Genomic DNA, 12,642 nt, shown 5'->3' on the forward strand with positions numbered 1-12,642 from the left:
GCGGCGACCAATATGCCGCTGTGTTTATGATTCATAACGCTAAGTGTTACGCGTTCTGTACGAGGCATCAAGCGCTTACACACTACTTGCAAAATCTTGAAGCTGACACTGCTCAACGCTTTCAAGTTCCTCAAGAATTGATTTTTACCACCCTGACACGCCATAGTAGGCGTTATTTTTCGCTCACTGCGCACGCATAGGTAGCTAGATGTCAGAACAACAGGTCCATAACCTTAACGTCCTCGCCCAGGATGTCCTCACCACACCCGACGCACTCAAGCGGGCGGTTCCTCTTACCGATACCGCTGAACGTACGGTCATTGAAGGGCGTCAAACCATTCAGAATATTCTGGATGGTAAAGATCCACGCCTGTTAGTTGTCGTCGGCCCCTGCTCTATCCACGATGTAGACGCAGCGCTGGATTACGCCCGCCGCTTGCGCAAACTGGCCGACCAGGTCAGCGATAGTCTTTATATCGTGATGCGCGTGTATTTTGAAAAGCCTCGCACAACGGTCGGCTGGAAAGGCCTTATCAACGACCCGCACCTCAACGACTCCTTTGAGATTGATGAAGGCCTGCATATTGCGCGCAAGCTGCTGGTCGACCTGGCGGACATTGGTTTGCCGCTGGCGACCGAAGCACTCGACCCCATTTCGCCTCAATATCTGCAAGACTGTATCAGTTGGTCAGCGATTGGTGCACGTACCACTGAGTCACAAACCCACCGCGAAATGGCCTCAGGCCTCTCCTCACCGGTCGGTTTTAAAAACGGTACCGATGGCAGCCTGGACGTCGCTATCAATGCGCTGCAGTCCGTGGCGAGCCCGCATAACTTCCTGGGCATTAACCCAGCCGGTCAAGTAGCCATTATTCGCACCCGAGGTAACGCATACGGCCACGTCGTTCTACGGGGCGGTAACGGCAAACCCAATTACGACAGTGTTAGCGTGACGCTGGCTGAAAAAGAGCTTAAGAAAGCCAACCTTTCTGCCAATATCATGATCGACTGTTCTCACGCCAACTCTAATAAAGACGCGGCCTTACAGCCGTTGGTATTGGAGAACGTGACCAACCAGATTCTTGAAGGCAACACCTCTATCATCGGCCTGATGGTGGAATCCAATATCGGCTGGGGCAATCAAAAAGTTCCCGCAGACCTAAGCCAACTGCAGTACGGTGTTTCCATTACGGATGCCTGCATCGACTGGGATACGACGGTAGAAACGTTTACCCGCATGAACGACAAGCTGGCACCGGTACTTGCCAAGCGCATTGCGCAGTAACCCGACCGCACGCACATGCCCCGCTATGGCGTCAGCCATAGCGGGAGGATGACAGATGACTTATGGATGAATCTCGCGCCTGAATGGTGGTAAAGCATCCAGTAGCGCCTGACCGTAGCGCCGGGTAATCACACGCTTGTCCAACAACGTAATGACCCCCTGGTCGCTCTCTTTACGAATCAGTCGCCCACAGGCCTGCACCAGTTTAATCGAGGCATCCGGCACGCTAATGCGCATAAACGAGTTCCCGCCCTGGCTCTCGATCCATTCGGCAAGCGTCGCCCCTACCGGGTCATCCGGCACTGAAAACGGCAGCCGCGTGATCACCACGTGGGTCAAATAGTCACCAGGCAGATCAATCCCTTCAGCAAAACTGGCTAGTCCGAAAATAATACTGCCTTTGCCCTTGTCGACCGCCGCGCGGTGCCGCTCAATTAACTCTCTTTTGGGCAGCGCATCCTGGGCAAGCACCCGCTCTCTGATGGCCGCTGGCAGGCTTTTCTCTACCGCGCGAAGCTGCGCACGAGAAGAAAACAGCACCAGGGCCGCCTCCTTCTCGGTCAATTGCGTGACAAACTGAGCGATCGCATTTTCATGTGCATCGCGATCACCCGGGTCCGTCGCCTCCTTTGGCACACGCAGCACCGCATTGGCATAATCAAACGGGCTGGGCAACGCCTGGTAGCGGTACCGATTAGCCAACCCGGCACGCTCCTGAATGCGTTCAAATCGACCCAGTGCCGTCAGCGTTGCCGAGGTGACCACTGCGCCATGGCAGCGCCCCCACAAATGCTTGGCAAGCGTATGGGCCGCTGATACAGGGCTTGCAGAAAACTCAATCTCAGGCTCACCCGCCACCCGACTTAGCGTAAGCCACCGAGCACTTGGCGGCGCGTTAGGGGCATCCTGTTCACTAAACGCTTGCCATAAGGCGTGGGCTTCCAGGGCGCGGCCATGCAGCAGGGCGACCAGTGGCAACCAGCTTTCCGCTTGTTCGCGATCAAGCCCGGTCTGCTTATCAGGATCAAGGCTTTCACGCAGAATCTCGCTGATGCTTTCCAGACAGCGCGAGAGCGTGGCAAACATCACCAGTAGCTGCTGCGCCTGTTCACGCAGCGCATCAGGCACCTGGCCTTTTTCAAACCGCGATTGCAGTGTGTTTTCTTCATCGGACAGCCCATTGGGCCGCCCTGCCAGCTGGTGCCCTACGCTAAACACATCGCCTAGTACAGGTTCCAGGCCATGGATGGCCTCGGGCAGGCTTGCCAGTAAGCGCGCGATGGTGGGCTGCACCGCCAACGCCTGATTCAGGTCGGTCAAACTGCTTTTAAGCGTGTTTAACCAACGCACACAGCCGTGTACGGCAAACCGGTGGGCGAAATGCGAAAGCGCCTTATCAGGCAGGTGATGGCCTTCATCAAAGACAAAAATGCAGTCGGCAGGATCCGGCAAAATCGCCCCACCTCCCAGCGCCAAATCCGCCAGCACCAGGTCATGGTTGGCAACGATAACATCCGCATTTTCAAGATCACGACGCGAGCGAAAAAAAGCACAGGCGCCAAAGTGGCCACAGCGCCTACCGGTGCATTGGCGGTGGTCTACCGTTAGCCGCCGCCAGTGGGCATCATCAATGGTGGTGGGCCAGTTATCGCGGTCGCCCTCCCACTTACCCTGCCCATAGGCGTCCGTCATATCAGTGGCAAGCACGGTAAAATCGCTGCTTTCGGTTTGCAGCGACTGCTCGAATAGCGAAAGCGTCGGGTTAGGCTCAGCGCCTTCCATTACCTGGTCCAGCTTGGCCACACACACATACCGGCCGCGACCTTTGGCCAGCGCGTAACGAAAGGCAATACCGCTATGGCTGGCAAGCGCGGGCAGGTCTTGATTCAGCACTTGCTCTTGCAAAGCAACCGTAGCGGTCGAAATGACCAGCCGCTTACCACGCGCTTTCGCAATGGGTAATGCAGCGATCAGATACGCCAGCGTTTTGCCGGTGCCGGTGCCCGCCTCCAGCACACAGACATGGCTGTCGCTGGTGCGCTTGCCTTCGCTATCGCTTTCGATATCCCCTAACGTGCGGGCAATCTCAGCAATCATCAGGCGCTGCCCGTAGCGTGGCGTCAGCTCAAGCTTTTCCACCACGCGACGATAAGCGTCCTGAATATCGCTTTTTAGGGCATCATCAAGCATGTGCTTTACAGCATACCTTCCGGCGGATGTTCGCAGGGCAGTTTGCCGTTGATATAGCGTTCGATCTCAGGCAATGAGAAGGCATCTTCTTCGCCCACAAAGCTGATGGAAACGCCTTTGGCGCCTGCACGACCGGTACGACCAATACGGTGAACGTAGTCTTCCGGGTCTTCAGGCAGCGTGTAGTTGATGACGTGGCTTACGTCTTCAATGTGAATTCCGCGGCCTGCCACATCCGTAGCAACCAGTACTTGAATATCACCTTCGCGGAAACGCTCAAGCGTAGTGATGCGCTGGCTTTGCGGTACGTCACCCGACAGCATGGCCGCACTGATACCGGCTTTTTTCAGCAGGTCATCCAGCTTACGAACCAAATCGCGGCGATTACCGAATACCATCACACGCTCAAAGCTCTCTTGCTCAAGCAGGTTTACCAGCAGGCGCTGCTTATCGTCGTCCGAGACGAGATAAACACGCTGGTCAATATCCGCCTGGTTTTCAACCGTGACTTCAATCTCAACGTGGGCTGGGTTAACCGTCCACTGATTGGCCAGATTGAGAATATCGTCGGTAAAGGTGGCAGAAAACAGGAACGTCTGGCGCTCTTCTGTCTTCGGCGTGTAGCGAATAATACGCTTTACGTCAGGAATAAAGCCCATCGACAGCATACGGTCGGCTTCATCCAATACCAGCACTTCCACTTCAGAAAGGTCGATATCGCGCTTTTGATGGAAATCCAGCAAGCGGCCTGGCGTTGCGACCAGGATATCAATCTTTTTGCCCAAACTTTCGCGCTGCTTTTGATAGTCCATCCCACCAACAACGCTGGCCACGTTCAACTGCGTAAAGCGAGCAAGCGCCTTGGCGTCTTTTTCGATTTGCAGGGCCAACTCACGCGTAGGCGCAATAATCAGTGCTCGCGGCGCACCGGGCTTTTGACCATCCGGTGCAGGCTCTTCAAGGAAGTACGCCATTACCGAGATCAAAAATGCAGCCGTCTTGCCGGTACCGGTTTGCGCTTTACCCACTATATCGCCACCCAGCAGCGTTGCACGTAGCGCTTCAGCCTGGATCGGTGTGCAGTATTCAAACCCTTGGGCATGAATGGCGCGCATCAACGGTAGCGGCAGATCAAAGTCATGAAAGCGCCACTTGCCAGCCACGGCAGGCACCTGAAACTGACGAAGATCCCAGCTAGACTGGCGGCGACGCGGTTTCCGACGGCGACGTTTCGGCTTGCGGTTCTGGGCCGATGCTATGGTCTGTTCCGACTCGCTCATAGGCTATGTATCTGTCCATTACTGTGAATGTTAGGCATCACGAAGCGCGTATTGTATCAGGGGTTGGCGCTAAGAGCGCGTCCTGCTGTCGAAGGTAGGCCAGAGCCTGTTAGAATATGGCTTAATTCGACATAAGGAGCGCGACATGACGCGTAAGAAAAAAACACGTTCTTTGGCTGACAAGGTGACGATTCGCACCGGGCGCCGCAAAGACTATAAACAGTGGCGCCATGATAACCCCGACCAGGTGACCTCTTCACGCCGTTTTGTCGCCAAAAAGCAGCAGCAGCGTAAACTTCAGGCAGAGCGCAAGCTGGCGCGCCAACAGGAGGGCCAAAGTATCGCCATCCATCCTGACAAAGAGACGGATCATACGCCAGAGGATAAATCGTAATGCGATTGGTTTCTTTCAACATCAACGGCATCCGCGCTCGGCTTCATCAGTTGCAGGCCTTGATTGATACCCAGCAGCCTGACGTTATAGGCCTGCAGGAAACCAAAGTACAGGACAGCGAGTTCCCCCTGGCCGATGTAGAGGCCATGGGCTATCACGTCTATTACCATGGGCAAAAAGGCCACTATGGGGTGGCGTTAATGTGCCGCCAAAAGCCCCAGGACATCTTTTATGGCTTTCCCGATGATGGCGAAGAAGCGCAGCGGCGCATGATTGGCGTACGCTTGCTGGCTGACGACGGCGAATCAGTCACCGTTTGGAACGGCTACTTCCCACAGGGTGAAAACGTTAGCCATCCGACGAAATTTCCCCATAAAGCGCACTTTTACCGCCAACTCACAAGTCTGCTCAACGAACATTACCGTGCGGACGAGCGTCTAGCGATTATGGGTGATTTTAACATTTCACCTGAAGATCAGGATATCGGCATTGGCGAGGCAAGCCGCAAGCGCTGGCTGCGTGAAGGCAAAGCAAGTTTTCAGCCGATTGAGCGCGAATGGCTGGCGGGCATCAAAGCATGGGGACTAACCGACAGCTATCGCCTTTGCTACCCAGAGAACAATGAGTGGTTCAGTTGGTTTGATTATCGTTCCAAAGGCTTTGACCGCGAGCCCAAACGTGGCCTACGGATCGACTATATTCTAGTAACACAGCCGCTTGCCGACTGCGTTCAGGCAGCGGGGATCGATTATGAGCTGCGCGCGATGGAACGCCCCTCCGACCATGCACCGACCTGGAGCGATTTTGCGGTTACGCTCAGTCCTTCTGACGTTAATTGAAATTGGCCAGCCACTGGCTGGCTTCTTCATCGCCCAACTCAGCTGCCTGGAAAAGCGCCTGCTCGGCCTGCTCTTCATTTCCCCAGGCATAAGCCAACTGCCCATATTGGCGCCAGTCCTTGGCCGCTTGGGTATATTCAGCCAATGTTTGCCAGGCACTTAGCGCATTATCGACGTGCTTGGCCTGCTGCCAGGACGTGGCGAGCAAGCGTAACGAGTGCTCATCTCGCTCAAGCTCCCCCTTCGCCAAGGCATTTTCCACATGCTCTGCGGCCCGCGCAGGCGTTCCTCCGCTTCGATGCAGCTGAACCAGTAGCCAAAAGTCATCCTTTGTTTCCAGCTTGCCCAACTGCCACGCCATTTCCCACAAGCCAGCGGCAACGCCTGGCTGGCCTGCCTGCTGGGCAAGCCCCGCTGCCTGCTGCCACGCGTCTCTATCGCTTTGTGGGCCCAGGCCTTCAACCAACCAGCCAAGCGCCTGTTCGCTTTGCCCTGAATGTCGTAGTACGGCAAGCGCCAGCGCTTGCTGGCTCTCATCAAGCGCTTGTGTTTGCTCAACGGCCTGATTCAGCTGCTCAGCGGCAGCATCCCATTGCGCCTCTTGCGCCATCAAACGCACCAACTGCCATAGCGCGGCGATATCCTGCTCGTTCTCTAGCCATTCGCTCAATAAATCAATGGCCTGCTCATTTTGCCCCGCCACACGTCGCAGCGACGCTTCTTCACGCAACCAACGCGCTGCCTGCTCTGCACCCACACCGCTGGTCTGACGCGCCAATGCGAGATGATCAGCGGCCTGAGCAGGCTTTTCCTGGCGAGCCAAAGCGCTTGCCGCCAGCTGATGGTAGAGCGCACTGGCCCAACGGTCAGAAACATTTCCTCCAGCCAATCGATTCGCCTGGGCGGTGGCGCGTTCAGCCACGGTCTCAAACGCACCACTTTGCAACTGCTCTTGCTGCGTTTTCAAATCACGAATGATGTCACCCGAAAGCGGTGCATCGGCCTGAGCGGCAGAAGCCCAAACACTGAACATTAGAATCCATGCTAAACGCTGCATTCCGTTACCTCAATTGAAACTCTATGCGCTGTGTGGCACGCCGGATCTGCTGGCTGCTGGCAAACTGCCACTGCCCAATAGCCTTTTGGGCGGCGTCATCAAATACACGCCGTGGCTGAGAATTCGTTACTCGAACGGAGGACCGGTCAACGCTACCATCGCGACGAATAATAAATTCCACCTCAACGAACCCTTCCATACCTCTGCGCTGCGCGCGCGGTGGATAATTAGGGTTAACACGATTGGTAGGCGCCACCTGCCCGACACTTACTGGCTCGTTGGAAGGCGGCGCTTCGGCTACCGGGGCCGCTTCACGCTGAGCGGGTGCCTCCGTGGGCGTCGCTACTGGCGCTGCTTCCGTCGGCGGCTCTGGGGATGGCTCAGGTGCAGGTTCCGGCTGCGGTGCGGGCTGAGGCTCGGGTTGAGGCTCGGGCGCTATTTCCGTTAACTCCGGCAGCTCATCCTCCATCTCCACCGGCTCGACGGGTACGTCAGGTAGCTCTACATCAGGCAGCGTAATAGCACTATCGGTTACCGGAGGCGGCTCGGGTGTCGGCATGGGCGGCGGCGCCTGCTGAGGCGTGGCTTGCGCAGGCTGTGGCGCTGGCGCCTCTTGCTCAGGCGCCACTTCTGGCGCTTCCACCATATTCATGGTCATGGTCATTATCGGCGTTTCAGGCTCGCTTTCTGGCGGCGTTACCAGTAGTGCCAGCAGCCAAAACAGACCCACTGCCAGCGTAATTCCCACCAGAAAGGACACCGCATGACGCATCATGGCGCACTCCGGCTCGCAGCGACGGCCACCTGCCCTACCCCGGCCTCTTTAAGGCGATCCATAACTTCAATGAGCAGCCCGGTCGTCGATGCCCGGTCCGCCTGGATCACGGCAGACCCTTGCTCGGTCAACATACCGGCCACTTCCCGCCCTACGTGATGGACATCCACTGGCTTACCGTCCACCCAGACAGCACCTTCAGGTGTAATAGCCACCAGCACCTGCGCTTCCGGGCGTGGACTCGCCGCACTCGATTCCGGGCGTTCAATCTCGATACCGCTCTCTTTAATGAAGCTGGTCGTTACGATAAAGAAGATCAGCATAATGAACACCACATCGAGCATGGGCGTCAGGTTGACTTCATTGCTTTCTGCGTTTGCGTCCATTGAACGGCGTCTACGCATCACTCTCCTCCAAGGCACGTGCCAGCCGGTCATGCAACCGCTGATCTTCTCGACGAATCACGTGCTCTAAACGACTAATAAACAGAAGCCCCACGACCGCAATCGCCATACCGGTTAACGTAGGCAGCGTTGCACGCGCCACGCCATCAGCCATCGCGCGCGCTTGATGCGTATCACTCATCGAGAGACTATCAAATACGGTAATCATGCCGGTAACAGTACCCAGCAGGCCCAGCAAGGGGCAGAGCGCGACCAGCAGTTTTAACCAGGGCAGCGGACGACGAAGCCTGGCCACCAATGCTTCTGCCCACACGTGGCGTAGCGTGCGCGCGCTCCAGCTGCGGTGGTCGCGTCGCTCCGCCCAGCGACGAATCAACTGCCGACGGGCGGAACGCCAGGTAATGCGGTAGTACCACCAGCGCTCTATCGCCATGCCGAACACCAGCACCGCGACCAACGCTAGCACGACCAGAACCGCACCACCGGCATCGACTAACCGCTCTACCGGTTCAAGCCAGAGAGGTAGCGTGGGCATATCAATTCACCGACGTAGCATGAGCAGTAGATTGAGCTTCCAAATGATCCGCCAAGGTCGCACTCGCCTCGCCTTCAATCACCTGGCTTAAGTGACGGCTGCGGCTTGAAAGCGCCGTTTGCGCAAACAGCAAAGGCACCGCCGTAATGAGGCCCAGCACCGTGGTGACCAATGCCTGGCTAATGCCCCCTGCCATGAGCTGCGGATCGCCGGTGCCAAACACGGTAATCGCCTGAAACGTTACAATCATGCCGGTCACCGTACCTAACAACCCCAGCAGCGGTGCAATAGCAGCCAATAGCTTAACAATGGGCTGACCCCGCTCAATGCGCGGCAACTCTGCCAGTACCGCTTCATCCAAACGTGCTTCTAACGCTTCAGGGGTTTGGTGCTTATCCATCTCTTTAAAGCGAAGCAACACGCGGCCTAGTGGGTTATTCGACTGCAACTGATTAAGCGACTGACGTTGGCGGCGCACGCGAAGACTCTGTAGCACCAAGTAGGCATATTGCCCCAGCGCCACCAGCAGACCCAACACCCCCAGCACGACGATGACATAACCGACGTACCCGCCCTGCTGGAAACGCTCCCACAGGCTAGGACGTTGAGAAAGCGCCTGTAAAACGGGGCCTTGAGTGGGGTCAATCAGGAATTCCCTGCTTTCTCCCTGATGGTAAGCCGCGAGCACACGTTGAATTTCGTCTGGCGTACGCGGCGCTTCGGCCAAATGACTGACGTCACCTTCTTGCTGAAGTAGTGCATTTTCCGTAAACGCGGCGAAGTCACCCAATCGAACCACGTTACGGGGCGCGATCGTGCCGCTGGAATCCGCGACCGGAAGCTCCAAACGTTCAACCTGCCCGGTTTTTGCAGCCAGCGTTGCCAAACTGTCGACCACGTTTTCTAGCTGACGACGTTCAAGCACTTCCGCGCTATCCAGGCGAGGCGGCAGTATCTCTTCTTGCAAGGTTAACCAGCTATCTTCACCCAATGCGTTGCGCACTTCGGTACTGTGTCGCGCAAGGTTTGCCAACAAGCCGGAAAGCGCTTCACCCTGTTCGTTCTGACGCTCGGTTAACTCACTGGCCTGCTCAGCCTGCTCGGTTTGCTGGGCTTGCAGCGCCTCACGCTGCTCCTCGGCTGACTGGTGGGCGGCGCGAGCCTCTTCAAGCGCTGCATTTAACGCTTGCTGATCTTCCAAAAAGCGCGCCAAGCGCTCCTGGTCACGCGCCTCAGCGGCCTGGCGTGCTTCGCGTAGCGATGAAACAGGCTCACTTTGCGCCGAGACGCCGAAACTGACGGCGACAAGCCCCACCAACAAACCAGCACTTACCAGGCGTTGCAGACGTTGACGATTGACGCTCATGGCTGACCTCTCTGCTGTTCTGCAACGGTAATGGATAGCGGCAACCTCAATAGATCCGGCGTGCGCTGGTCAGCGGCGATGCGCAGACCATTGCGGACTTCGCGCCGTGCTCGCTCATCCAACGGTAGCCATTCATGGTTGGCGGCATCCCAAACACCGCCTTCCCGAGCGTCTGGCGTCAGGTAGTAAAATCCAATTCTACCGACGCGTAGATAATCTACTTCCCGAGCATTGCCTTCAGGGCTTTGCAAACGTCCGCGCCAGTTATCAATGTCACGGCCGTATTCAAGCTCTACTCGCCATGCTTCTAATAAGCCGTTGATCCGCTCAACGGTGTTGCTGCTCTGCGCCTCATCAGAGTGCACGACTCGAGCCAAGCGCTCATCGCGCAAGAACGGCATATCCTGCTCAATCCAGCGCGTTAGCTGTGCTTGCATATCCTGCTCGATAAGCGGTAGCGCCGCGCGTGTCTCTTCCAGGGTATTCAGTGCAGTACTTAAACGCTTCTGACGTTCGGCTTCTTCTACCAAACGCGCACTTAGCGACGCGTTTGTGGCCTCCATTTGGCGAGTCTCACGCTCTAGCCGACGTAACTCTTCTAGCGCGCCCCGGGTCTCTTCATCGGCTGCATCAATTTGCTGCTGCAGGGCCGCCTGGGTTTGTTGGGCTTCTACGCTCTGGGCCGCCTGGCCCGCTGTTTCATCGCTTGCCATTAGCCCACCGCTGACTAGCACGAAGGCTAAGCAACACGTACGCACGGCAAAGAAAGACCTGTTCAGCACGTCGACTCTCCGTTACTGCCTAGCGAGCTTTACCATTAGCCACACTAGAAACCAATTAAGTATAAGAACGATTTGCGTTTAAATTCTACGCGTTAGCCTACCACCATCTCAATAAATGACAATATTTATCATTAACATTAAGACGTTTTTTTGCTTTATTTTGGGTATAAAAAAGGGCGCCAAATGGCGCCCCGCTTATAATGGTGATGCTTGATGTCTTAAACGTTCAACATGACACATGTCTTTATGGCACATGTCTTTATGACACGGTCCTTATGACATAGCCTTTGGTTAGCGGCGCGAGAGGAAGCTCCCACGCCTGCTCACGGCTTACCCATTTGGCTTCAGCGATTTCAGCGGCCGCCTCTACCGGCTCATCAATCACCAGCCCATAGAGCTGCGCTTCAATCGTCATGCCAGGCTCATTCGCCGCCGGGGCCTTCTGTACGCCCAAAGGAAGCAGCCGGTCTTCAGTGACATGCAAACCGAGCTCTTCTTTAAGCTCACGACATAGTGCTGCCAGTGCCGTTTCACCCAGGTCGATCTTACCGCCCGGCTGCATAAAGAAAGCGGTGCCCTGTTTACGCACCAGCAGCAGTCGACCATCCAGGTCACTTACAACCGCCGCTGCGATTTTCAGTACACTGGCCGTGTTTGGCGTTACATCTGGCATGGCCCTTCCCTCTTTTTACCGCTTACCGGATGAGACTATTAAAACTCCCAGTCATCATCTTCAGTGGCAATGGCTTTGCCAATAACGTACGAGGAGCCAGAGCCTGAGAAGAAGTCGTGGTTTTCATTCGCGCTGGGCGACAGAGCCGCCATAATCGTCGGGTCAACGTCGGTCACGCTACTGGGGAACAGCGGCTCATAGCCCAGGTTCATCAGCGCTTTGTTGGCGTTATAATGAAGAAATTTCTTCACATCTTCCGACAGCCCCACTTCGTCATACAGTGACTCGGTGTAGCGCACTTCATTATCATACAGCTCAAGAAGCAGCTCATACGCGTAATCCTTGACTTCCTGCTGACGCTCGGGCGTGGCTTCTGCCAAGGCTTGCTGGAATTTGTAGCCAATGTAGTAACCGTGTACCGCTTCATCGCGAATAATCAAACGAATAAGATCAGCGGTGTTGGTTAGCTTGGCGTGGCTGGACCAGTACATGGGCAGATAGAAGCCCGAATAGAACAAAAAGGACTCCAAAAATACGCTGGCCACCTGGCGCATCAACGGGTCATCAGAGCGATAGCGCTCCAGAATCAGTTCTGACTTAGCCTGGAGCGTGGGATTCTCTTCACTCCACCGGAAGGCATCGTCCACATCGCGCGTGGCGCATAGCGTCGAGAAAATCGAGCTGTACGAACGCGCATGCACCGACTCCATAAACGCAATATTGGTGTATACCGCCTCTTCATGGGGTGTGCGAGCATTTTCCATTAGCACCGGAGCACCAATGCTGCTTTGGACCGTATCCAGCAGCGTCAGGCCTGTAAACACGCGAATGGTTAGCTGCTTTTCCTGCTGGGTCAGTGTGTTCCACGATTGAATATCGTTGGAAAGCGGCACTTTTTCCGGCAGCCAAAAGTTACTGGTCAGGCGATTCCATACTTCAAGATCCTTGTCATCCTGAAGACGGTTCCAGTTGATCGCATTCACCCGCGATAAGCGTTGCGTGGTAGTCATGAAATAACTCTCATTAAAAGCGCCGTATTACATACGGCGCATCAAGTACAGA

General features: G+C 55.9%; 13 protein-coding genes. 3 read left to right on the forward strand and 10 right to left on the reverse strand.

Annotated features, from left to right (window positions below; all coding sequences use genetic code 11):
• Positions 1-208: 208 nt before the first annotated feature.
• Positions 209-1,285: a 3-deoxy-7-phosphoheptulonate synthase gene (locus ACT3T6_RS06995; RefSeq protein ID WP_192526389.1), complete on the forward strand. Its 1,077-nt coding sequence runs from the start codon at positions 209-211 to the stop codon at positions 1,283-1,285.
• A gap of 60 nt (positions 1,286-1,345) precedes the next feature.
• Here the strand turns inward: ACT3T6_RS06995 and dinG are convergent, their stop codons facing one another.
• Both dinG and rhlB read right to left on the reverse strand, forming a co-directional pair.
• A complete protein-coding gene (gene dinG / locus ACT3T6_RS07000) occupies positions 1,346-3,475 on the reverse strand; it encodes an ATP-dependent DNA helicase DinG (protein WP_193053709.1) in 2,130 nt (709 codons plus the stop codon).
• Between the two features lie 5 nt (positions 3,476-3,480).
• Positions 3,481-4,755: an ATP-dependent RNA helicase RhlB gene (gene rhlB, locus ACT3T6_RS07005; protein WP_192526387.1), complete on the reverse strand. Its 1,275-nt coding sequence runs from the start codon at positions 4,753-4,755 to the stop codon at positions 3,481-3,483.
• 145 nt (positions 4,756-4,900) lie between these two features.
• On the opposite strand from rhlB, the gene ACT3T6_RS07010 reads away from it, so the two are divergent.
• Together ACT3T6_RS07010 and xthA are read left to right on the forward strand one after the other, a co-directional pair.
• On the forward strand, positions 4,901-5,149 hold the full coding sequence (locus ACT3T6_RS07010; protein ID WP_192526386.1) for a hypothetical protein: 249 nt from the start codon (positions 4,901-4,903) through the stop codon (positions 5,147-5,149).
• Complete coding sequence (xthA, locus tag ACT3T6_RS07015) at positions 5,149-5,988, forward strand: exodeoxyribonuclease III (protein WP_192526385.1); 840 nt, start codon at positions 5,149-5,151, stop codon at positions 5,986-5,988. The genes ACT3T6_RS07010 and xthA overlap by 1 nt, the downstream gene beginning before the upstream one ends.
• Here xthA and ACT3T6_RS07020 read toward each other — a convergent pair.
• The 8 genes from ACT3T6_RS07020 to nrdF all read right to left on the reverse strand — a co-directional run bounded on the left by ACT3T6_RS07020 (position 5,981) and on the right by nrdF (position 12,590).
• A complete protein-coding gene (locus ACT3T6_RS07020; protein WP_192526384.1) occupies positions 5,981-7,045 on the reverse strand; it encodes a hypothetical protein in 1,065 nt (354 codons plus the stop codon). The two genes, xthA and ACT3T6_RS07020, sit on opposite strands and share 8 nt — an antisense overlap.
• Before the next feature lie 4 nt (positions 7,046-7,049).
• Positions 7,050-7,820, reverse strand: a complete 771-nt coding sequence (locus ACT3T6_RS07025) for an energy transducer TonB (protein WP_192526383.1) — start codon at positions 7,818-7,820, stop codon at positions 7,050-7,052.
• The gene (locus ACT3T6_RS07030) at positions 7,817-8,224 is read right to left on the reverse strand and encodes an ExbD/TolR family protein (protein ID WP_193053752.1); all 408 of its coding nucleotides are present in this window, start codon (positions 8,222-8,224) and stop codon (positions 7,817-7,819) included. Before ACT3T6_RS07030 ends, ACT3T6_RS07025 begins: the two co-directional genes overlap by 4 nt.
• A complete protein-coding gene (locus tag ACT3T6_RS07035) occupies positions 8,217-8,759 on the reverse strand; it encodes a MotA/TolQ/ExbB proton channel family protein (protein WP_192526382.1) in 543 nt (180 codons plus the stop codon). The genes ACT3T6_RS07030 and ACT3T6_RS07035 overlap by 8 nt, the downstream gene beginning before the upstream one ends.
• Before the next feature lies 1 nt (position 8,760).
• On the reverse strand, positions 8,761-10,125 hold the full coding sequence (locus ACT3T6_RS07040) for a MotA/TolQ/ExbB proton channel family protein (protein ID WP_193053753.1): 1,365 nt from the start codon (positions 10,123-10,125) through the stop codon (positions 8,761-8,763).
• The gene (locus ACT3T6_RS07045; RefSeq protein WP_193053754.1) at positions 10,122-10,907 is read right to left on the reverse strand and encodes a DUF3450 family protein; all 786 of its coding nucleotides are present in this window, start codon (positions 10,905-10,907) and stop codon (positions 10,122-10,124) included. Before ACT3T6_RS07045 ends, ACT3T6_RS07040 begins: the two co-directional genes overlap by 4 nt.
• Positions 10,908-11,166: 259 nt before the next feature.
• Positions 11,167-11,580, reverse strand: a complete 414-nt coding sequence (locus tag ACT3T6_RS07050; RefSeq protein WP_193053755.1) for an NUDIX hydrolase — start codon at positions 11,578-11,580, stop codon at positions 11,167-11,169.
• Between the two features lie 38 nt (positions 11,581-11,618).
• On the reverse strand, positions 11,619-12,590 hold the full coding sequence (nrdF, locus tag ACT3T6_RS07055; protein WP_193053756.1) for a class 1b ribonucleoside-diphosphate reductase subunit beta: 972 nt from the start codon (positions 12,588-12,590) through the stop codon (positions 11,619-11,621).
• Positions 12,591-12,642: the final 52 nt, after the last annotated feature.

This window comes from Halomonas sp. 72, assembly GCF_052379785.1.
In the GTDB taxonomy this organism is placed as follows: Bacteria; Pseudomonadota; Gammaproteobacteria; order Pseudomonadales; family Halomonadaceae; genus Vreelandella; species Vreelandella citrativorans.

Bases quoted from the DNA above. Each gene is read 5' to 3' on its own strand.
- ACT3T6_RS07030 (WP_193053752.1), bottom strand. From the start codon at position 8,224: ATGCGTAGACGCCGTTCAATGGACGCAAACGCAGAAAGCAATGAAGTC.
- ACT3T6_RS07040 (WP_193053753.1), bottom strand. From the start codon at position 10,125: ATGAGCGTCAATCGTCAACGTCTGCAACGCCTGGTAAGTGCTGGTTTG.
- ACT3T6_RS07020 (WP_192526384.1), bottom strand. From the start codon at position 7,045: ATGCAGCGTTTAGCATGGATTCTAATGTTCAGTGTTTGGGCTTCTGCC.
- dinG (WP_193053709.1), bottom strand. From the start codon at position 3,475: ATGCTTGATGATGCCCTAAAAAGCGATATTCAGGACGCTTATCGTCGC.
- ACT3T6_RS07025 (WP_192526383.1), bottom strand. From the start codon at position 7,820: ATGATGCGTCATGCGGTGTCCTTTCTGGTGGGAATTACGCTGGCAGTG.
- ACT3T6_RS07035 (WP_192526382.1), bottom strand. From the start codon at position 8,759: ATGCCCACGCTACCTCTCTGGCTTGAACCGGTAGAGCGGTTAGTCGAT.
- ACT3T6_RS07050 (WP_193053755.1), bottom strand. From the start codon at position 11,580: ATGCCAGATGTAACGCCAAACACGGCCAGTGTACTGAAAATCGCAGCG.
- rhlB (WP_192526387.1), bottom strand. From the start codon at position 4,755: ATGAGCGAGTCGGAACAGACCATAGCATCGGCCCAGAACCGCAAGCCG.
- nrdF (WP_193053756.1), bottom strand. From the start codon at position 12,590: ATGACTACCACGCAACGCTTATCGCGGGTGAATGCGATCAACTGGAAC.
- xthA (WP_192526385.1), top strand. From the start codon at position 5,149: ATGCGATTGGTTTCTTTCAACATCAACGGCATCCGCGCTCGGCTTCAT.
- ACT3T6_RS07010 (WP_192526386.1), top strand. From the start codon at position 4,901: ATGACGCGTAAGAAAAAAACACGTTCTTTGGCTGACAAGGTGACGATT.
- ACT3T6_RS06995 (WP_192526389.1), top strand. From the start codon at position 209: ATGTCAGAACAACAGGTCCATAACCTTAACGTCCTCGCCCAGGATGTC.